The sequence below is a fragment of the Methylobacterium sp. WL8 genome (assembly GCF_008040045.1).
In the GTDB taxonomy this organism is placed as follows: Bacteria; Pseudomonadota; Alphaproteobacteria; order Rhizobiales; family Beijerinckiaceae; genus Methylobacterium; species Methylobacterium cerastii.
In genome coordinates this window covers 19420-37566 of record NZ_VRVF01000028.1, presented here as the reverse complement: position 1 = coordinate 37566, position 18147 = coordinate 19420, and the positions used below count along the sequence as shown (strand labels likewise).

Sequence of the window (18147 nt, the reverse complement as noted above, 5' to 3'; positions counted from 1 at the left end):
TTTTCGGTGATCCCTGGATCACCGAAAATGCTCTCTCTTGTTGTGCTGTCGCAGTTTCTTCACGCGAGCCGGCATCCACCTCGCTGGAAAATGCTCTAGCCCGCCTCCCGCCGAGCGGGAGGCGGTCACGCCGCCTTCTTCTTCCCCCCGCGCTCGGCGATCCCTGCGAGCGCCCGCACCACCTGCGTCGCCGTCTTGAGCCGGGCCGGGATCGAGTCCAGCTCGCGGATGAACACCACGCTCATGTCCGGGCGCACCTTGGCGAACGAGGCCTGCTCGGCGACGTAGGCGACGAGCCCCTGCGGGTTCGCGAACGACTTGTCGCGGAAGTGGACGACGACGCCCTTGGGGCCGGCCTCGACCTTGGCGATGTTGGCGGCCAGGCACAGGATCTTGATCGTGACGATCTTGAGCAGCTGCTCCACCTCCGGCGGCAGCGGCCCGAAGCGGTCGATGAGCTCGGCGCCGAACCCCTCCATCTCGGCGTCGTTCTCCAGGGTCGAGAGCCGGCGGTAGAGCGCGAGCCGCACGCCGAGGTCCTCGACGTAGGTCTCGGGGATCGTGACGGGGGCGCCGAGTGCGATGGTCGGCGACCACGCCTCCTCCACCGGCTCCTCGTAGCCGGCCTTGAGCGCGGTGACCGCGTCCTCCAGCATCTGCTGGTAGAGCTCGTAGCCGACCTCCTTGATGTGGCCGGACTGCGCGTCGCCGAGCAGGTTGCCGGCGCCGCGGATGTCGAGGTCGTGGGAGGCCAGCTGGAAGCCGGCGCCGAGCGTGTCGAGGGTCTGCAGCACGTTGAGGCGCTGCTCGGCCTGGGCGCTCAGCGTGCGGTTGGCCGGCGTCGTGAACAGGGCGTAGGCGCGGGCCTTGGAGCGGCCGACGCGGCCGCGCAGCTGATACAGCTGGGCCAGGCCGAACATGTCGGCCCGGTGCACGATCAGCGTGTTGGCGGTGGGGATGTCGAGGCCCGATTCGACGATCGTGGTCGAGAGCAGCACGTCGTACTTGCCCTCGTAGAACGCGGTCATCACGTCCTCGAGCTGGCCCGCCGCCATCTGCCCGTGCGCCACCGCGACCGTGGTCTCGGGCATCTCGGTGTCGAGGAAGCGCTTCACCTCGGCGAGGTCCTCGATCCGCGGCACCACGTAGAACGACTGCCCGCCGCGGTAGCGCTCGCGCAGCAGCGCCTCGCGGATGGTCAACGGATCGAACGGCGTCACGAAGGTGCGCACCGCCAGGCGATCGACCGGGGGCGTGGCGATGATCGAGAGGTCGCGCACGCCCGTCATCGCCAGCTGCAGGGTCCGCGGGATCGGGGTGGCCGAGAGCGTCAGCACGTGCACGTCGGCCTGCAGCGCCTTCAGGCGCTCCTTGTGGCTGACGCCGAAGTGCTGCTCCTCGTCGACGATGATCAGGCCGAGGTCCTTGAAGGCGATGGTCTTGGCGAGCACCGCATGGGTGCCGACGACGATGTCGACGGTGCCCGCCGCGATCCCCGCACGGTTCTGCTTCATCTCGGCGGCGCCGACGAAGCGCGAGAGCTGCGCCACCTGGATCGGCAGGCCCTTGAAGCGCTCGGCGAAGGTGCGGAAATGCTGGCGGGCGAGCAGGGTGGTCGGCACCACCACCGCCACCTGCCGCCCCGAGATCGAGGCGGCGAAGGCGGCGCGCAACGCCACCTCGGTCTTGCCGAAGCCGACGTCGCCGCAGACGAGCCGGTCCATCGGGCGGCCCTCGTTCAGGTCCGAGAGCACCGCCTCGATGGCGTTGGCCTGGTCCTCGGTCTCCTCGAAGGCGAAGCGGGCGGCGAACTCGCCGTAGAGCCCCTCGGGCGGCACCAGCCGCGGCGCCTGCCGCACGAAGCGCTGGGCTGCGACCTTGATGAGTTCGCCGGCCATCTCGAGGATGCGCTTCTTCATCCGCGCCTTGCGAGCCTGCCAGCCGGCGCCGCCGAGGCGGTCCAGCGCCACCTCCGAATCCTCGGAGCCGTAGCGGGTCAGAAGCTCGATGTTCTCCACCGGCAGCAGCAGCAGGCCGGTGGCGTATTGCAGCTCCAGGCAATCGTGCGGGGCGCCCGCCGCCGTCACCGTCTTCAGGCCGACGAACCGGCCGATGCCATGGTCGGCATGCACCACGAGGTCGCCGGGCTGGAGCGCCTGCACCTCCAGGATGACGTCCTGCGGCCGCTTGGACTTGCGCTTCTGGCGCACGAGCCGGTCGCCGAGGATGTCGCCCTCCGAGACCACGGCGAGCTGGCCCGTCGTGAAGCCGGATTCGAGGCCCCAGACCGCGACCGCCACGTCGGTGCCGCGCTTCAACGCGTAGACGTCCGAAATGCGCGAGATCGCCATCGGTTTCTTCAGGCCGTGGTCGGCGAGCACGCCGCAGAGGCGGTCGCGCGAGCCCTCGGACCAGGATCCCAGGATCACGTGGTGACCGGATCCCTGCAGGTCCTTCACGTGCGCCACCGCCGCGTCGAAGACGCTCGTCGCCTCGCTGGCGCGCTCGGCCGCGAAGGTGCGGCCGGGCTCGGCGCCGCAATCGATGGCCGGGCCGTCGGCCCCGCCATCAGGCACCGCGAACGGCGTCAGCCGGGCGACCGAGCAGGCCGCGATCCGGTCGCGCAGCTCGTTCTGGGTGAGGTAGAGGGCGCGCGGCGGCAGCGGCTTGTAGGGCGCGACGCCCGATTGCGGGGTCTTGCGCGCCTGCTCGCGAGCCTGGAAGTAGTCCTGGATCAAGGCCAGCCGCTCGGAGGCCGCGTCCTCGATCTGCGGCTCGAAGACCATCGGCACCCCGGCGACGTAGTCGAACAGGGTGTCGAGGCCGTCGTAGAACAGGGGCATCCAATGCTCGAGGCCGGCGTAGCGCCGGCCCTCGCTCACGGTCTCGTAGAGGCGGTCGTCGCGGGTCGCGGCGCCGAAGTTGGCGATGTAGCCCTGGCGGAAGCGCCGGATGGTCTCGGTGGTGAGCTGGACCTCGCTCATCGGCACAAGGTCGAGGGAGCGGAGCTGCCCGACGGTGCGCTGCGTCTCCGGATCGAAGGCGCGGATCGATTCCAGGGTGTCGCCGAAGAAGTCGAGGCGGATCGGGTTCGGGAGTCCCGGCGGCGACAGGTCGAGGATGCCGCCACGCACGGCGTATTCGCCCGTGTCCCGCACCGTCCCCGTGCGCAGGAAGCCGTTGGCCTCGACCCAGGCCACGACCTTGTCCATCGAGACGACGTTGCCGATCGCCACCGAGAAGGTCTCCACGGCGATGCGCTTCATCGGCGGCACGCGCTGGATCAGGGCGTTGACCGTGGTGCAGACGATGCGGGGCGCGGCCTCGGAGGAGCGCGTGCGCGTCAGCCGCGAGAAGGCGGTCATGCGCTGCGCCGCCGTGGCGCCGTTGGGCGAGACCCGGTCGTAGGGCTGGCAATCCCAGGCCGGCACGCTCATCGCCTCGATCTCGGGGGCGACGAACTTCAGCGCGTTGACGAAGGCCGCCGAGCGCCCGGAATCGCGGGCGACGTGGACCAGCACCGCCGGCCCCTCGAAGCCGGCGCTCAAGGCCCGGGCGAGGTCGGCCACCACCAGGGCGTCGAACCCGTCCGGGACGCCGGCGAGCGTCGGGCTCTCGCCACGGGCGAACGCGTCGCGAATCCGCGCCAGCGGCCCGGACTTCGGAAGCGCGAAGCGCGCCGTCTGGACCTTCGGCGCGGGGGCCGGAGGTGCGGGCGTCTTGGATCCAGGCTTGGCCATCGTGTGTCTGTTCGTCGTCGGATCGGGCGGGCAGGCGATGCCCGGATGGCGGGAGGTGGAGCCCGCGAGACGGGGTGTATAGACCGGAAGGCGGGGTGTCAGGTGGCAGCCGCCGGGCGATGCGGCCCGGGATGGTCCGGTTGGGCCGAGGTGCTCGGTGAGCACCCGGCGACAACCCGCTCGATGGACTGCGTTTTTTCGATTCAGCTCACCGGGCGCGGTCGTTGTGGGCCAGCACGGTGAGTTGCAGAGGGTCCGGTTCGGCACGCGCATGCCGGTGTCGACCAAGTGCGCGGCCAAAGACGAGCGCAGCAGGTTCTCGCGCCGGCAGCCCTTGATGCGCGATCTGAACCGCCCGCCCCAACCTTCAGTACCAGAAAGATTTTTCGTTCAACGCGAAGCCCGCATCTGCTCCGGGGCGCCGAGCCGCGGCAGGACGCCCTCGCGCATCACGGCGCGGCGCAGCGGGCCGATCGCGCTCATCGCGAGCAGGCCGACGCCGCGCAACGCGTCGACGGGCATGAGGTCGGCGAGCAGGCTGCGGTTGAGGGTGTCGACCGCCGTCGATCGCAACGCCGCGTCGAGGCGCCGGGCGCGGGCGAAGCCGGCCAACGCCGCGCGCGAGCCCGGATCGCGGTGCTCGCGGACCGCGCCGAGCACCGCGTCGCGGAGGGCGGCGGCATCCCGCAACCCAAGGTTCAGCCCCTGCGCGCCGATCGGCGGGAAGACGTGGGCGGCCTCGCCGACCAGGGCGAGGCGGTGGGCCGTCGGGGTCGCCACGGAGAGGCCGCGCATCGGCACGAGGCCGCGGGGCCCGTCGACCCGCATCGTCCCGAGCATGCCCTGCGCCTGGGCGGTGACCGCCTCGGCGAGGGCTGCGTCGTCGAGGGCGGAGAGGCGGCGCGCGACGCCCTCGGCCGCGACCCACACGAGGCTGGAGCGGTTCTTCGGCAACGGCACCAGGGTGAAGGGGCCGCCGCGGGTGTGGAACTCGGTCGAGACATTGCCGTGCGGGCGGTCGTGCGCGAGGATCGTCGTGATCGCGGATTGCGGGTACGACCAGTCCCGCACCCGGATGCCGCTGGCCGTCCGCAGGGGCGACCGGCCTCCGTCCGCGGCCACCACGAGCCGGGCCGAGACCCTACCGCCATCAACAAGGCGAACCTCGGAAAATTCTTCGCCCGCAACGGCTTCCGCCGCGTCGCTCTCGAACAGCGTGAGGTGTTCGGTCGCCCGCGCCTGCCGGCGCAGGGCTTCGACCAGGAGGCGGCTCTCGACGTTCCAGCCGAACGCGTCGAGGCCGATCTCGCCGGCATGGAAGCGCGCCGGCGGCGGGCGGAAGAGGCTCCTGGTGTCGTCGATGATCTGAAGCGTCGCCAGCGGGCCGGCCTGCGGGGCGATGCCGCCCCAGGCGCCCAACGCGTCGAGGAAGCGCACGGAGCCGTCGAGCAGGGCGACGGTGCGCCCGTCCGCCACGGGTGCATGGCGCCCGACCAGCGCCGTCGGGATGCCGTCGCGGGCGAGCGCCAGGGCGGCGCTGAGCCCGGCGGCCCCGGCCCCGACGACCGCGACGGCGAAAACTCGGTCCTCTCGGGGCGGCTGGGGCACGGGCGAACAATCCTCAGGGCGGGCCGGCGATCCGGCAGGGAGGATCTAGGGCGATTCCGCTGTCCTGTCGCCGGTGCTGCGGCAACCCGCGCCGGCTCGACGCGTCGGCGAAACGATCGTCAGCCGGCCCCGAGCAGCCGGATCGCGGCGTCGCGCTCGAACAGGTAGAGCAGCACCCGCAGGGCTTGGCCGCGCTCCGTCCGCAGGGCCGGGTCGCGCTCGACGATCAGCCGCGCGTCGTCGCGGGCGACCTCCAGCAGGGCGCCGTCGCTCTCCAGGCGGGCCAGCCGAAAGGCCGCGACGCCGGATTGGCGGGTACCCAGCACCTCCCCCTCGCCACGGAGCCGCAAGTCGGCCTCGGCGATGCGAAACCCGTCCTCGCTCTCACGCATCATCTCGAGGCGGGCCTTCGAGACCTGGCCGAGCGGCCCGCGATAGAGCAGCAGGCAGGACGAGGCCTTCGAGCCTCGCCCGACCCGGCCGCGCAGCTGGTGCAGCTGGGCCAGCCCGAAGCGCTCGGCATGCTCGATCACCATGATCGTCGCCTCCGGCACGTCGACGCCGACCTCGACCACGGTGGTGGAGACCAGGATGCGGGTCTCGCCCGCGGCGAAGCGGGCCATCGCCGCATCCTTGTCGGCGCCGGGCATCTGGCCGTGGATCAGCCCGACCTCGGCGCCGAAATGCTGCTTCAGGTCCTCGAAGCGCTCCTCGGCCGCCGCGAGGTCGACGAACTCGGATTCGGCCACCAGCGGGCAGATCCAGTAGACGCGCTCGCCGCCCTGCAGCGCCCGGTGGAGGCCGGCCACGACCTCGTCGATGCGCTCGGTCGGGACGGTGAGCGTGCGGATCGGCTGGCGGCCGGCCGGCTTCTCGTCGAGGATCGAGACGTCCATGTCGCCGAAGCAGGTCAGGGCCAGCGTCCGCGGGATCGGGGTCGCGGTCATGACGAGGATGTCCACCGCCGCGCCCTTGGCCCCGAGCGCGAGGCGCTGGTGGACGCCGAACCGGTGCTGCTCGTCCACCACCGCCAGCCCGAGATCGGAGAACACCACGCTGTCCTGGAACAGCGCGTGGGTGCCGACCAGAATGTCGATCTCGCCGGCGGCGAGGTCGGTGAGCGTCGCCCGGCGCTCGGCGGCGCGGTCGCGGCCGGTCATCAGGCGCAGGCGGAGGGCGCCCGCCAGCGGCTTCAAGCGCTCGAAGTGCTGGCGCGCCAGGATCTCGGTCGGTGCCATCAAGGCCGCCTGCCGGCCGGCCTCGCAGGCCGAGGCCATGGCGAGCAGCGCCACCGCGGTCTTGCCCGAGCCGACGTCGCCCTGAAGCAGACGCAGCATCCGCTTGTCGGAGGCCAGATCCCCGCGGATCTCGGCGACGGCCCGCGTCTGCGCGCCGGTGAGAGCGAAGGGTAGGCCGGCCTCGATCCGGGCGGAGAGGCGGCCGTCGCCGGCGTTGACCCGCCCGGGCTTGCGGCGGCTGCGCGCGCGCATCAGCGCGAGGGCGAGCTGCGAGGCCAAAAGCTCGTCGTAGGCCAGCCGTTTTCGCGACGGCGTCGCGGGCGGGGGGATGGCGACGCCGTTGGCGCCCAGCGTCGGAGCTTTCGGCGCTTCCTCGGGCCGGTGCTCGGCGCGCAGCGCGTCGGCGAAGGGCGGCAACCAGTTTTGCTGCAGCCAGGCGGGGTCCTGCCATTCGGGCAGCACCGGCAGCCGCTCCAGGGCGGCGACCGCGAGCTTGCCGATCGCCCGCGAGGTCAGCCCTTCCGTGGCGCCGTAGACCGGCTCGACGGAGGGCAGGGCGGCCAGGCCCTCCGCGTCGACGATGCGCGACGGATGCACCATCTGGCGGCTGCCGTCCCAGAGGTCGATGCGGCCGGTGACGTAGCGGTGGCTGCCCAGGGGCAGCATCTTCTCGACGCGCGCTGCCGGCATCCCGAAGAACACCAGGGTGATGTCGCCGGTCTCGTCCTCGACCAGCACCCGGTGGGGGCGCTTGCCCGGCCCGGTCCCGGCCGGCCGGTGGAGGGAGACGGTGACGCCGACGGTGACCGGCTCGCCGACCGGAGCCTCGCCGACCGAGCCGACGAGCTTCTGCGCGATGCCGCCCTGGGGCAGGTGGAACAGCAGGTCGACGATGCGGGCCGGCCGCTCGGGCGTGCCGAGCAGCCGCTCGATCATCGGCGCCATCTTCGCGCCGACGCCCGGCAGCCCGCGCACGGGCGCGAACAGCGGGTCGAGGATGCTGGGGCGCAGGAGCGCCGGGGGTGTCTCGTCGCGCATCGACACTTCGCTCGTCCCGCCCATCCTGCCGCTCGTGCGGGCCATCCTGCCCGGCGGGTCGTCAATATCCCGTGCCGTCCGCCCCGTCGCGCGGCCGCTCGACGCTGGCGCGCGACGGGAACGCCCGGCATCCCGTGATCATCGGATCGCAGGATCCTCGGCACGACGACGCGCGATCGGCTGGCAGGCCGGCCGCGACGGCTTAGATACGTCGAAGGTGGCGCTTCGCGCGGCCGGGGGCGGGAGCTGAGGCGATGATCGAGTTCTTTGACCGGGAGGGGCGCCCCGCCGCGTTCTGCGACGACGGCCGGGCGATCTACCACTGGGACGGCCGCCCGGCGGCGATCATCGACGACGACAAGGTCTTCGCCTATTCAGGCCGCTTCGTCGGCTGGTTCTCCGACGGGTGGATCAGCGACGCGCACGGGCACCGGGTGCTGTTCGAGTTCGATGCGGTCGGCGGCCCGGCCAAGCCGGAGCGCGGCCCCAGAGTCGCCAAAGGCCAGCGCGGACAGAAGCCGCCGCCGGGCCCGCGCGATCGCGCCCCCGCCCCGCCCGGGCCGTCCGCGTCGTGGTCCGAGACTGCCTTCGCAGGATTGGTCTGACCATCATCGTCCCGTGATCCACGGATCACGGGTTGTCTCCTTCGACCCGAGGCTAGAACCATGTCCGGCACCACCCGCACCAGCGCGGATCTCGATCCCCGCCGCCGCCGCACGCTGTTTCGCGCCTGGCACCGGGGCATCCGCGAGATGGACCTGATCATGGGACGCTTCGCCGACGCCGAGATCGGCGTCATGAGCGACGCGGACCTCGACCTGTTCGAGGCGCTGATCGAGGTGCCCGACCGCGACCTGTTCCGCTGGCTCGTCGGCGAGGAGCCGGCGCCCGCGAACTACGACACGACGCTGTTCCGTCGGCTCAAGGCCTTCCACAAGCACGACGCGCCGATCCACTCGTGACGGATCGGCGCCGCGGTTGAGCGCTCTGACTAGAGGTCGGGCTCGTTGACGACGTAGGGGCCGATGCGGCTCATCAGGTCGACGGGAGCGCCGGCGCGGCGCGCGTTCTCGCCGTCGATCACCAAGACAGGGATGCCCTGGTCGCGCACTTGAGCCCGGAGCCGGGCGGCGAGGCGGGCGTAGCCCGAGTCGCGGCGTGACGAGGTCTGGAGCAGGATCGCGGCGGGACGGGCGATCACCGCCAGCACGTCCGCCGCCGCCTCGAGGGAGACGGTGACGCTGGCATAGCCGAGCTCGGCCAGCTCTCCGGCCAGCGAGTGATCGACAGCACGGACGCCGTCGTCGACGACGAGCACTTGTTGCAGCGCACCCATAGACCGAGAGCTACCCCATCGCTGACGAGTTGGGAAGAGAGCTGAGCTTTAAACCCACCGCAGACGGTTTGGTTCGCCGGCACCGTTTGCAGATGCGAAAATAAACCCGTCCGATGAGCGTGCGATGAACCGCGCGGCCGGGAACGCCGCGCGCGCCGGGGATGCGGGTGCGGACGAGCGTCCAACGCCTTCGAGACTTTGGGTTTTCGGTGCGATCCCGGGCGGCCCGTCAGGCGGCGCGATCAGGAGATCGGACGGGCGGGGACGCGCCGCAGCCCGGCCGAATGGTGCGGCGCGGGGTCGGGGGCGCGGCCGCTCAGGCCTCCATCACCGCCATCCCGGTTCCGGCAAAGCGATCGGCCCGGAAGCGCGAGGCGCGAAAGCTTCCGGCCTCGGTCGCGTCCACCTCGCCGCGCTGCACCCGAGTCGTCGCGCAGGCCTGGCCGCGGAAGGCGAGGCGGCCGTCGGGGTCGCGGCGCAGGTCGAACAGGGCAGGGGGCAGGGCGAGGCGGGCGGGCTCCGCGAGCACCGAGGCGAGATCCGACGCGGGACCGCTCGACCCGGAGCGCCTGACCGACAGCACCGCGTCCTCGTCGAAGGCCAGCACGTCGAGGACCGGCGATCCCGCGGCCCGATCCGCCGCGTGCGGAGGCACCGACCCTGGGGCGCGACGGGCCAGGACCACGGAGCGCGTCGCCGTGGGCAGGGCGTCGAGGGCCTGTTCCAGGAAGGCCGGGGCGACGAGATGGGTCGGGCGCGGCTGCGCCAGGTTCTCGATCAGGGCCGGCCCGTCGAAGACCGGCATCGTCTCGAGGTCGACGCCCGCGGCGAGCGCCGCACCGAGCCCGGTGACGAGCCCGCGCAGGTCGGAGGGCGGCAGCAGGGTGAGGATTCGGTCGCCGGGTTCGATCCGGGCCGACACGAGATGCGCGGCGATCGCCGCGAGCAGCGCGTCTCCGGTGCGGTGGACCGGCCGGGCCGGATCGCCGGCCGCGAAGCTGACGAGGCCGCCGCCGGTCTCGGGCAAGGGCGCGGTCCCGCCGGCACGGTCGAGGGCCAGCGCATCGAGGTTGATCACGCCGTCGGGGACGGCCGGCCCGAAGGCCGCGAGGTAGCGCAGGCCGAAATAGCCGGCCGCGATCCGGCACAGGGCCTCCGCCGGGCGGTTCGCGCCGACCTGGGTCTGGGTCAGCACCGCGGAGAGGCCGGCCGCCTGGATGCCGGCGGCGGCCTGCGCCTCGGTCCAGGACGGAGGGAGGGGGCAGGGGACGTGGCCGGCCGCCTCGACGGCGAGGTGGGCGACGAGGCCTTCGGTGCTCCCGGGGAACCACAAACCGATCCGGCTTCCCGGCGCCAGCCGCCAGGTCCGCAGCGCCCGGGCGAGGCGCCCGATGATCTCGGCGGCCGTCCCGTAGGTCCACGCCATCGGCGGCCTGCCGCTCCAGCTGCGCTTGGGCGCGGCGTCGGCGAAGGCGAGGCGGCCGGGATCGAGGCGGGCGGTTCCGGCCAGCAGCGCGCACAGGCCCGCCCGCGGCAGGATCACCTCCGGGGCGATCTCCGAAGCGCCCTCCGGGACGACCTGGGACCGCACCGCACCGCGGGTGGCCGGTCCCCATCCGGCGGTCGACGGCTCGATGGAGGGCTGCGCCGCGCTCACGGGGTTCTCGAACTCCATCCGAAGGTCGGCGTGCATCCCGCATGACGACTGGCCATCGATGCCGGTTTAGGGTTAACCCGCGCCTAAGGCCGGCCCGCGGATTCGCGGTTCGTGGGCGCGCCGGTCGCGGGTACCGCGCCGGGCGACGTCGCGGGCGTCCTGGCAGGTGTCATGCCTTCGCCGCATTCGGCGGGGAATGCAGGCCGCCCGATCGCCCGGGACCAGCGCGGCGCCCCCTGTCGGGACCGGTCGCCCCGCTATCCCGCACCGCGTCACGTTTTTCCCGTCACGACGTCCTCCTCCAATCGACGAACTTCAAAGGGTCTGAGCCGATGTCCTTCGCCAAAAGCCCGGCGCACCTGATGCGCGCCGCCGCGTTCCTTGCGCTCGCCGGCCTTGCCGGGCCCGCCCTCGCCCAGCCGAAGAAGGCGCCGCCCGCCCCCGCGCCGACGGCGCCGGCACCGGGCCAGAGCACGCCGGCGGCCAACACCGCGGCGCAGACCGGCCCGCAGACCGTGACCGTGAAGTCCGAGCCGAGCCAGGCCGACTGGACCAAGGTCTGCGGCAAGGACGGCGGCTCGGGCACCGACATCTGCTACACCACCCGCGACTTCGTCTCCGACCAGGGCCAGCCGGTCCTCGCGGTCGCCGTGTACGAGATGAAGAACCCGGCCACGAAGCAGGAGGTGCGCGTGGTGCGCTACCTGCTGCCGCTCGGCCTGCTGCTGCAGCCCGGCATCCGCTTCACCGTCGACGGCCAGCAGGGTACCGCCGGCAAGTTCGCCGTCTGCTTCCCCAACGGCTGCTTCGCCGAGGCCGGCGGCGTCGACGCCGGCGTCGTCGCCGCGATGAAGAAGGGCACCACGCTCAACGTCTCGGTGCAGAACCAGACCCAGCGCGAGGTGACCTTCGCCGTGCCGCTCGCCGGCTTCGGCAAGGCCTTCGACGGCCCGGCCATGGACCCGAAGGTGCTCGAGGAGCAGCAGAAGAAGCTGCAGTCGGAGCTCGAGAAGCGCAGCGAGGACATGCGCAAGAAGCTCGAGCAGCCCGGCGCGGCCGGCGCCGCGCCGGCCCCCAAGCCCTGATCCGCGACCGCCGATCCCGCCCTCGGGATCGGCGCACCGACAAGGCCCGGCGCTCCGAAGCGCCGGGCTTTTTTCATGCGTCGGGCGTCCTCGCCGACCGGCCCGTGATCCCAGGATCACGGGATCGTTGCATCACCGGATCGTTGCATCACCGGATCCTGGGATCACGCGATCCTGGTCTCTCAGAGGCTAGGGTCAGCGCCGCGCGCCGCCGAACGGCCAGTCGATCGCGCCGCCGGCATACAGTCCCACCCAGATCAGCACCGGTTGGAACGCCAGGCGGGGCCCGTGATACCACCAGGAATCCGGCAGCGGCGGCACGACGATCCCTTCGATCGCCTGCTTGACGTTGGCCGGCCAGACGCAGAGCGCGTAGAGCGCGAGCCCGATCCCGGCAGCCCGGCGCCAAGTTGGGCTCGTCAGCGCCAGGGCGCCGGCGATCTCGCAGAGGCCGGTGCCGAGGATGACGAGGCGCGGCTCCGGCACCCAGGCCGGCATGATCGGTATCAAGGTGTCGGGGGAGGCGAGGTGCACCGCGCCGACGAGGCCGTAGAGGCCGACGAGGCCGCGCCGCAGCCAGACCCGCCCGGGACCGTCGGGCGCTTGCGCCGTCCGAGCCCCCGTCATGTCGCCCCGATCGAGACGTCGTTCGGGGACACGCCGCACTCCGCAGCGACGCGGTCGCGCAGGGCCGCCATCAGCCGCATCAGTAGGGAATGGTCGCGGGCGTAGCCGGTGTCGCCGCCGCCAGAATCGCGGATCGCCGTCACCGGCGCGATCAGCCGCAGCGAGTTGGTCACGAACACCGCGTCGGCGCGGCGCAGCTCGGAGAGCGTGATGGAGCGCTCCTCGCAGGCGAGCCCGCAGGCCGGTGCGAGCTGCGCGATCACCACGGCGCGGACGATGCCGGCCAGCACTCCATCAGTAAGCGGCGGCGTGACCAGGCGCTCGCCGAACAGCGCGAAGACGTTGCCGGTGCCGGCGCAGGCGAGCGCCTGCCGAGTGTTGCTGAACAGGGCCTCGTCGAAGCCGGAGGCGCGGGCGTCCCGCGCGGCGAGGATCGCGTCGCCGTAGCCCAGCGCCTTCAGCTGCGCGAGGGGCGACGTCTCGTTCCGGGCGATGGCCGTGGGCCAGAGCCGCAGCGGCGCGAACGCGATGCCGGGGTCGCTGGCCGCCGCGGTCGCAAACAGCGTCGGGTGCGGGTCGGCGGGCGGGGCGAGGCCGCGGGGGCCGGTGCCGCGGGTCACGGTGGTGCGGATCGCCAGGCGCCCGCCGGTCGCGGCGAGGGCCCGCATCGCCGTCTCGATCGCCTCGGGGCAGACCGGAAAGCCCAGCGCCGCGACCGAGGCGACGAGACGGGCGACGTGCGCTTGCGCGAAGGCGACGCGGCCAGCGAGCGCCAGGGCCGTGTCGAAGACGCCGTCGGCCAGGGTGAGGCCGCGATCGGTGAGGTCGAAGGGCAGGGTGGTGCCGTCGCTCAGGCGCCCGTCATGCCACAGCATCATGGCCCTCCCCCGAGGGGCCCTGCGCCCGCCAGTCGCGGGCGAGCCCGAGGAAGTTCGAGAAGATCGCGTGGCCGTTCTCGGTGAGCACCGATTCCGGGTGGAACTGGATGCCGTAGGTCGGGTGGCGGCGATGCGACAGGGCCATCACCTCGCCCTCGGCCGAGCGCGCGTCGACGGTGAGGTTGGCCGCCATGGCCGGCCGCGGCGCCACCACGAGGGAGTGGTAGCGCCCGACCTGCATCCCGGCCGGAAGCCCGGCGAACAAGCGCTCGCCCATATGCGTCACCGGCGTCGCCTGCCCGTGCAGCGGCTTCTGCGCCCGCTCGACGCTGCCGCCGAAGGCCGCGCCGATCGCCTGGTGCCCGAGGCAGACCCCGAGGATCGGCATCTGCCCTGACAGCTCGCGGATCGCCGGCAGCGAGATTCCGGCCTCGGCCGGCGTGCACGGCCCGGGCGAGATCACCAGGGCGTCGGGGGCCAGCGCGCGGATGCCGTCCACGTCGAGGGCGTCGTTGCGCACCACGCGCACGGTCTCGCCGAGCTCCTCGAAGTAGCGCACGACGTTGAAGACGAACGAATCGTAGTTGTCGACGACGAGGATCATGGACGTTCTCGGTGGCCCGCGGCCGTGATCGGCCGAGGGCGTCCGCCGCACCCGCGGCGACGCGCGGTCGCGCTTGTCGACCTTCGGTCGGGAGCCTTGGGGTGGCCGGCGGCCGGCGAGCGGCCCGCCATCCGGCCGGCCCGGGATCGGCCGGGCGCGCTCATGCCTCGAACGCCTGGAACACGCGCGCGGCCTTGGTCAGGGTCTCGTCGTACTCGGCCGCCGGGTCCGAGAGCAGCGTGACGCCGCCGCCGGCCTGGAGCACAGCCGTCGTCGCGTCCATGAACACGGTGCGGATCGCGATCGAAGTGTCGATCGACCCGTCGAACCCGATCCGGCCGATGGCCCCGCAATAGAGCTCGCGCGCATCGCCCTCGATCTCGGTGATGATGTCCATGGCCCTGAGCTTCGGCGCGCCGGTGATCGAGCCGCCGGGAAACGTCCTCTCGAGCAGGTCGAAGCCGTCGAGGCCGTCGCGCAGGGTGCCCGTGACGACAGAGACGAGATGGTGGATGCCGGCATAGGATTCCAGCCCGCACAGCACCGGCACCCGCACGCTGCCCGGCGCGCAGACCCGGGACAGGTCGTTGCGCAGCAGGTCCACGATCATGGTGTTCTCGGCGCGCTCCTTCGGATCGCCGAGCAGCCGCGCGGCGCGGGCTGCATCCTCGACCGGGTCGTCGCTGCGCGCGAGCGTGCCCTTGATCGGCCGGGTCTCGACCTGGCCGGCCTCGAGCTTGAGGAAGCGCTCGGGCGAACTCGACGCGACGGTCAGCCCGTCGAACTCGAGGTAGGCGCCGAAGGTCGCCGGGTTGGTCTCGCGCAAGGCGCGGTAGAATGCGAACCGGTCGAACCCTTCGGGCAGGGCGGCGGTGAAGCGCTGGGCGATGTTGGCCTGGTAGATGTCGCCGGCGCGGATGTAGTCGCGCACCCGCTCGACCGCCGCCTCGTAGCCCGCGCGCGTGAAGTTCGAGTGCCAGGTCGGCGGCGCAGCGAATGCGGGCGGGGCGGCGGGTTCCGGCGCCGCCCCTGCCAGGCAGTCGGCGAAGGCCGCGAGACGCACCCGCGCCCGCACCTCGCGCCGGGCCGGATCGGTCTCCGGGAACCCGGTGGCTGCCAGGCGACAGGTGCCGGCGCCGTGGTCGACGGTGAGCGCGACGTCGTGGAGGTCGAAGGCGGCGTCGTCCGTCAGCCCGGCCCGGCGGGCGGGCGCGACCACGCGCTCCAGCGCCTGCCCGAGATCGTAGGCGCAGTAGCCGATCGCGCCGCCGGAGAACGTCTCGCCGGATTCCGCTTCGAGCCGATAGGGCGCGAGGCAGGCGCGCAGGGCCGCCATCGGGCCGCCCGGCACCGGCCGCCCGTCGAGCGTGGCGCGGCCGTCGCGAAAACGGAAGCGGGCGAAGGGGTCGGCCGCCAGGATCGAGACCCGGCCGAGGGTGTCGTGCCGCATCGCGCTGTCGAGGAAGGCGAGGCCGGGCCAGCGCCGCAGCCGCATCGCCGCCGCGACGGGGTCGACGAACGGGATCTCCCGGGTCCAGATCTGTTGCGCCGCCATATCCTGCGCTGTCACGTCCGGTTCGAGGGCCATGGGTGTGGAGTGCCGGGTGCCGGCCCGTCGGTTCAAGTGCGAAGGCCTCGCACAGGCGGTTGCCCCTGGGAAGCCGCAGCCGATGCCGCAGGGTTTCGCGACCGATGCGCCGGACGCAATCCCTCCCGGTGGCGGCGCGGGGCTCGCGCGGCCTGCGCGATCCCGCTATAGCGATGACGCATCACGACAATCCGGGTCCGACGACACGCCGGCCCCGAAGACCAGCCGGCCCCGAAGACCCGGGATCCTCGAAGCGTTCGACCTGGCGGCGTCCACGCCGCACGAAGGCAGCATGACCGCATCCGCACTTCCGTCCGATCCGAAGGCCGCGCCGAAAACCCTTGGCGCGCCAAAAATCTCTTTCGTCTCGCTCGGCTGCCCGAAGGCGCTGGTCGATTCCGAGCGGATCCTGACGCACCTGCGGGCCGAGGGCTACGAGCTCGCCCGCCGCCATGACGGGGCGGACGTGGTCATCGTCAACACTTGCGGCTTCCTCGATTCGGCGAAAGCCGAGTCGCTCGCCGCGATCGGCGAGGCGATGGCCGAGAACGGCCGGGTCATCGTCACCGGCTGCATGGGTGCGCAACCGGAGGAAATTCGCGAAAAATATCCGAACCTGCTCGCGGTGACGGGGCCGCAGGCCTACGAATCGGTGGTGGCCGCCGTCCACGAGGCGGTGCCGCCGGCCCACGACCCGTTCCTCGACCTGGTGCCGCCGCAGGGCGTCAAGCTGACCCCCCGGCACTACGCCTACCTGAAGATTTCGGAGGGCTGCAACAACCGCTGCACCTTCTGCATCATCCCGTTTCTGCGCGGCGACCTCGTCAGCCGGCCGGCCGGCGACGTGCTGCGCGAGGCGGAGAAGCTGGTGAAGGCCGGCGTGAAGGAGCTGCTCGTCGTCTCGCAGGACACCAGCGCCTACGGCGTCGACATCCGCTACGCCGAGAGCCCGTGGCGCGACCGCGCGGTGCGGGCGAAGTTCTACGACCTCGCCAAAGAACTCGGCGAGCTCGGCGCCTGGGTGCGGCTGCACTACGTCTACCCCTACCCGCATGTCGACGAGGTGATCCCGCTGATGGCGGAGGGCAAGGTCCTTCCCTATCTCGACATGCCGCTGCAGCACGCCTCGCCGACCGTGCTCAAGCGCATGCGCCGCCCGGGCAACCAGGAGCGCCAGCTCGAACGCATCCGGCGCTGGCGCGAGACCTGCCCGGACCTGGCGATCCGCTCGACCTTCATCGTCGGCTTCCCCGGCGAGACCGAGGCCGAGTTCTCGGAGCTGCTCGACTGGATCAAGGAAGCCAAGCTCGAGCGCGTCGGCTGCTTCACCTACGAGCCGGTGACGGGCGCGCCGGCCAACGCGCTGGGCGAGGCGGTGCCGCCTGAATTGCAGTTGGAGCGCAAGCGCCGCTTCATGGAAGCACAGCAGATTGTCTCGCTGCGGCTGCAGAAGGCACGGATCGGCAAGCGCCTGCCCGTGATCATCGACACGGTGGGCGCCGACGGCATCAAGGGCCGCTCGAAATACGACGCGCCCGAGATCGACGGCAGCGTCCACGTCACCAGCCGCCGGCCGGTGCGCCAGGGCGACGTCGTCACCGTGAAGATCGAGGCGGCCGACGCCTACGACCTGCGCGGCAGCGTCGTCTAAGATCGGTTTTCGAAAGGGATCATCCCTTTCGTGGGTCCAGGGCGATGTCCTGGGGGTGGTTCGTCGGGCTCCGCCCGACACCCGCCAAAGGGATAATCCCTTTGGTATCCCGCATCCAGGATCAGGCCTTGCGCTCGGCCTGCTTCACCGCGATCCAGGCCGCCTCCATCGCCGCGAGGTCGGCGTCCGACAGGGTTCCACCCTCGGCCTCGATCCGGGCGGCCATGGCGGTGAAGCGGCGCACGAACTTGTCGTTGCCGGCCCGCAGCGCCGCCTCCGGGTCGATTCCGGCGTGCCGGGCGAGGTTGGCCACCGAGAACAGCAGGTCGCCGACCTCCTCGGCCACCGCCTGCGCGTCGCCGCCGGCCAGCGCCTCGGCGACCTCGTCGGCCTCCTCGTGGACCTTGGCGACCACGTCCGCCGCTTCCGCCCAATCGAAGCCGTAGCCGGCCGCCCGCCGCGAGATCTTCTCCGCCCGCGTCAGGGCCGGCAGCGTCCGGGCGACGCCGTCGAGGGGACCCTCGGGGGCAGGAGACGGCTTGCCTGCGCCCTTGGTCGCGCCCTTGGCCGCATCCTTGGCCGCGCGCTCGGCCGCCTTGATCGCCTGCCACTGCGCCTCGACAGCGCTTGCGGCCCGGCGCGGGCTGCCGACGGGGAGCAGGGCGCCGCCTGGCTCGAACACGTGCGGGTGGCGGCGCACCAGCTTCGCCACGATCGACCGAGCCACGTCGTCGAGATCGAAGGCGCCGGCCTCCTCGGCCATCCTGGCGTGGAACACCACCTGCAGCAGCAGGTCGCCGAGTTCTTCGCGCAGGTCGCCCAAGTCGTTTCGGGCGATCGCGTCGACGACCTCGTAGGCCTCCTCCAGGGCGTAGGGCGCGATGCTCGCCGAGGTCTGGGCGACGTCCCAGGCGCAGCCGCGCTCGGGATCGCGCAGCTCGGCCATCACCCGCCTCAAGGCGTCGAGTGGCGCTTCGACCATGCGTCAGGGCTCCCGAGGGGACGGCCCGTCCGACCCCGACGGGGCAGGGGTAGACCGCCCTGGTCGCGAAATCACCTCCGCTTATCGGCCTGCTGCGATGACCCTTCGCTGCGCC

The 18147-nt window shown here is 72.3% G+C and carries 14 protein-coding genes; 4 read left to right on the top strand and 10 right to left on the bottom strand.

Annotated elements, in window-relative coordinates; genetic code table 11:
- Window positions 1-125 precede the first annotated feature (125 nt).
- The 3 genes from mfd to recG all read right to left on the bottom strand — a co-directional run bounded on the left by mfd (window position 126) and on the right by recG (window position 7624).
- Window positions 126-3740 carry a transcription-repair coupling factor gene (mfd, locus tag FV234_RS12190; RefSeq protein WP_147829512.1) on the bottom strand — a complete coding sequence of 1205 codons (3615 nt, stop codon included), beginning with the start codon at window positions 3738-3740 and terminating at the stop codon, window positions 126-128.
- Between the two features lie 390 nt (window positions 3741-4130).
- Window positions 4131-5348: a UbiH/UbiF family hydroxylase gene (locus FV234_RS12185; protein WP_147829510.1), complete on the bottom strand. Its 1218-nt coding sequence runs from the start codon at window positions 5346-5348 to the stop codon at window positions 4131-4133.
- A 119-nt stretch (window positions 5349-5467) separates the two neighbouring features.
- Window positions 5468-7624: an ATP-dependent DNA helicase RecG gene (recG, locus tag FV234_RS12180; protein WP_147829508.1), complete on the bottom strand. Its 2157-nt coding sequence runs from the start codon at window positions 7622-7624 to the stop codon at window positions 5468-5470.
- A 254-nt stretch (window positions 7625-7878) separates the two neighbouring features.
- Between recG and FV234_RS12175 the strand changes: the two genes are divergently transcribed.
- Both FV234_RS12175 and FV234_RS12170 read left to right on the top strand, forming a co-directional pair.
- On the top strand, window positions 7879-8229 hold the full coding sequence (locus tag FV234_RS12175) for a 4-fold beta flower protein (protein ID WP_147763088.1): 351 nt from the start codon (window positions 7879-7881) through the stop codon (window positions 8227-8229).
- Window positions 8230-8289: 60 nt separating this feature from the next.
- Complete coding sequence (locus FV234_RS12170) at window positions 8290-8586, top strand: succinate dehydrogenase assembly factor 2 (protein ID WP_147753396.1); 297 nt, start codon at window positions 8290-8292, stop codon at window positions 8584-8586.
- Window positions 8587-8615: 29 nt separating this feature from the next.
- On the opposite strand, the gene FV234_RS12165 is transcribed toward FV234_RS12170, so the two are convergent.
- Both FV234_RS12165 and FV234_RS12160 read right to left on the bottom strand, forming a co-directional pair.
- Window positions 8616-8960, bottom strand: a complete 345-nt coding sequence (locus tag FV234_RS12165; RefSeq protein ID WP_147753397.1) for a hypothetical protein — start codon at window positions 8958-8960, stop codon at window positions 8616-8618.
- 316 nt (window positions 8961-9276) lie between these two features.
- Entirely contained in the window at window positions 9277-10653 is a 1377-nt protein-coding gene (locus FV234_RS12160; RefSeq protein ID WP_246686185.1) for an AMP-binding protein, read from the bottom strand.
- 296 nt (window positions 10654-10949) lie between these two features.
- Between FV234_RS12160 and FV234_RS12155 the strand changes: the two genes are divergently transcribed.
- Window positions 10950-11702, top strand: a complete 753-nt coding sequence (locus FV234_RS12155) for an invasion associated locus B family protein (RefSeq protein ID WP_147829505.1) — start codon at window positions 10950-10952, stop codon at window positions 11700-11702.
- Window positions 11703-11897: 195 nt separating this feature from the next.
- On the opposite strand, the gene FV234_RS12150 is transcribed toward FV234_RS12155, so the two are convergent.
- The 4 genes from FV234_RS12150 to pabB form a co-directional block, all read right to left on the bottom strand.
- Window positions 11898-12329: a DoxX family protein gene (locus tag FV234_RS12150; protein ID WP_147829503.1), complete on the bottom strand. Its 432-nt coding sequence runs from the start codon at window positions 12327-12329 to the stop codon at window positions 11898-11900.
- Window positions 12326-13204: an aminotransferase class IV gene (locus FV234_RS12145; RefSeq protein ID WP_147829533.1), complete on the bottom strand. Its 879-nt coding sequence runs from the start codon at window positions 13202-13204 to the stop codon at window positions 12326-12328. The genes FV234_RS12150 and FV234_RS12145 overlap by 4 nt, the downstream gene beginning before the upstream one ends.
- Entirely contained in the window at window positions 13191-13811 is a 621-nt protein-coding gene (locus tag FV234_RS12140; protein WP_147829501.1) for an aminodeoxychorismate/anthranilate synthase component II, read from the bottom strand. The genes FV234_RS12145 and FV234_RS12140 overlap by 14 nt, the downstream gene beginning before the upstream one ends.
- 160 nt (window positions 13812-13971) lie before the next feature.
- Entirely contained in the window at window positions 13972-15399 is a 1428-nt protein-coding gene (pabB, locus tag FV234_RS12135; protein WP_187273663.1) for an aminodeoxychorismate synthase component I, read from the bottom strand.
- 292 nt (window positions 15400-15691) lie between these two features.
- On the opposite strand from pabB, the gene rimO reads away from it, so the two are divergent.
- Complete coding sequence (rimO, locus tag FV234_RS12130; RefSeq protein ID WP_147829499.1) at window positions 15692-17050, top strand: 30S ribosomal protein S12 methylthiotransferase RimO; 1359 nt, start codon at window positions 15692-15694, stop codon at window positions 17048-17050.
- A 121-nt stretch (window positions 17051-17171) separates the two neighbouring features.
- Here the strand turns inward: rimO and mazG are convergent, their stop codons facing one another.
- Entirely contained in the window at window positions 17172-18032 is an 861-nt protein-coding gene (gene mazG, locus FV234_RS12125; RefSeq protein WP_147829497.1) for a nucleoside triphosphate pyrophosphohydrolase, read from the bottom strand.
- Window positions 18033-18147 lie beyond the last annotated feature (115 nt).

Excerpts from the sequence above, each read along its gene's own strand:
- FV234_RS12165 (WP_147753397.1), bottom strand. The coding sequence starts at position 8,960 with ATGGGTGCGCTGCAACAAGTGCTCGTCGTCGACGACGGCGTCCGTGCT.
- FV234_RS12160 (WP_246686185.1), bottom strand. The coding sequence starts at position 10,653 with ATGCACGCCGACCTTCGGATGGAGTTCGAGAACCCCGTGAGCGCGGCG.
- FV234_RS12145 (WP_147829533.1), bottom strand. The coding sequence starts at position 13,204 with ATGCTGTGGCATGACGGGCGCCTGAGCGACGGCACCACCCTGCCCTTC.
- FV234_RS12155 (WP_147829505.1), top strand. The coding sequence starts at position 10,950 with ATGTCCTTCGCCAAAAGCCCGGCGCACCTGATGCGCGCCGCCGCGTTC.
- FV234_RS12175 (WP_147763088.1), top strand. The coding sequence starts at position 7,879 with ATGATCGAGTTCTTTGACCGGGAGGGGCGCCCCGCCGCGTTCTGCGAC.
- mazG (WP_147829497.1), bottom strand. The coding sequence starts at position 18,032 with ATGGTCGAAGCGCCACTCGACGCCTTGAGGCGGGTGATGGCCGAGCTG.
- rimO (WP_147829499.1), top strand. The coding sequence starts at position 15,692 with ATGACCGCATCCGCACTTCCGTCCGATCCGAAGGCCGCGCCGAAAACC.
- pabB (WP_187273663.1), bottom strand. The coding sequence starts at position 15,399 with ATGGCCCTCGAACCGGACGTGACAGCGCAGGATATGGCGGCGCAACAG.
- FV234_RS12140 (WP_147829501.1), bottom strand. The coding sequence starts at position 13,811 with ATGATCCTCGTCGTCGACAACTACGATTCGTTCGTCTTCAACGTCGTG.
- mfd (WP_147829512.1), bottom strand. The coding sequence starts at position 3,740 with ATGGCCAAGCCTGGATCCAAGACGCCCGCACCTCCGGCCCCCGCGCCG.
- FV234_RS12170 (WP_147753396.1), top strand. The coding sequence starts at position 8,290 with ATGTCCGGCACCACCCGCACCAGCGCGGATCTCGATCCCCGCCGCCGC.
- recG (WP_147829508.1), bottom strand. The coding sequence starts at position 7,624 with ATGCGCGACGAGACACCCCCGGCGCTCCTGCGCCCCAGCATCCTCGAC.
- FV234_RS12150 (WP_147829503.1), bottom strand. The coding sequence starts at position 12,329 with ATGACGGGGGCTCGGACGGCGCAAGCGCCCGACGGTCCCGGGCGGGTC.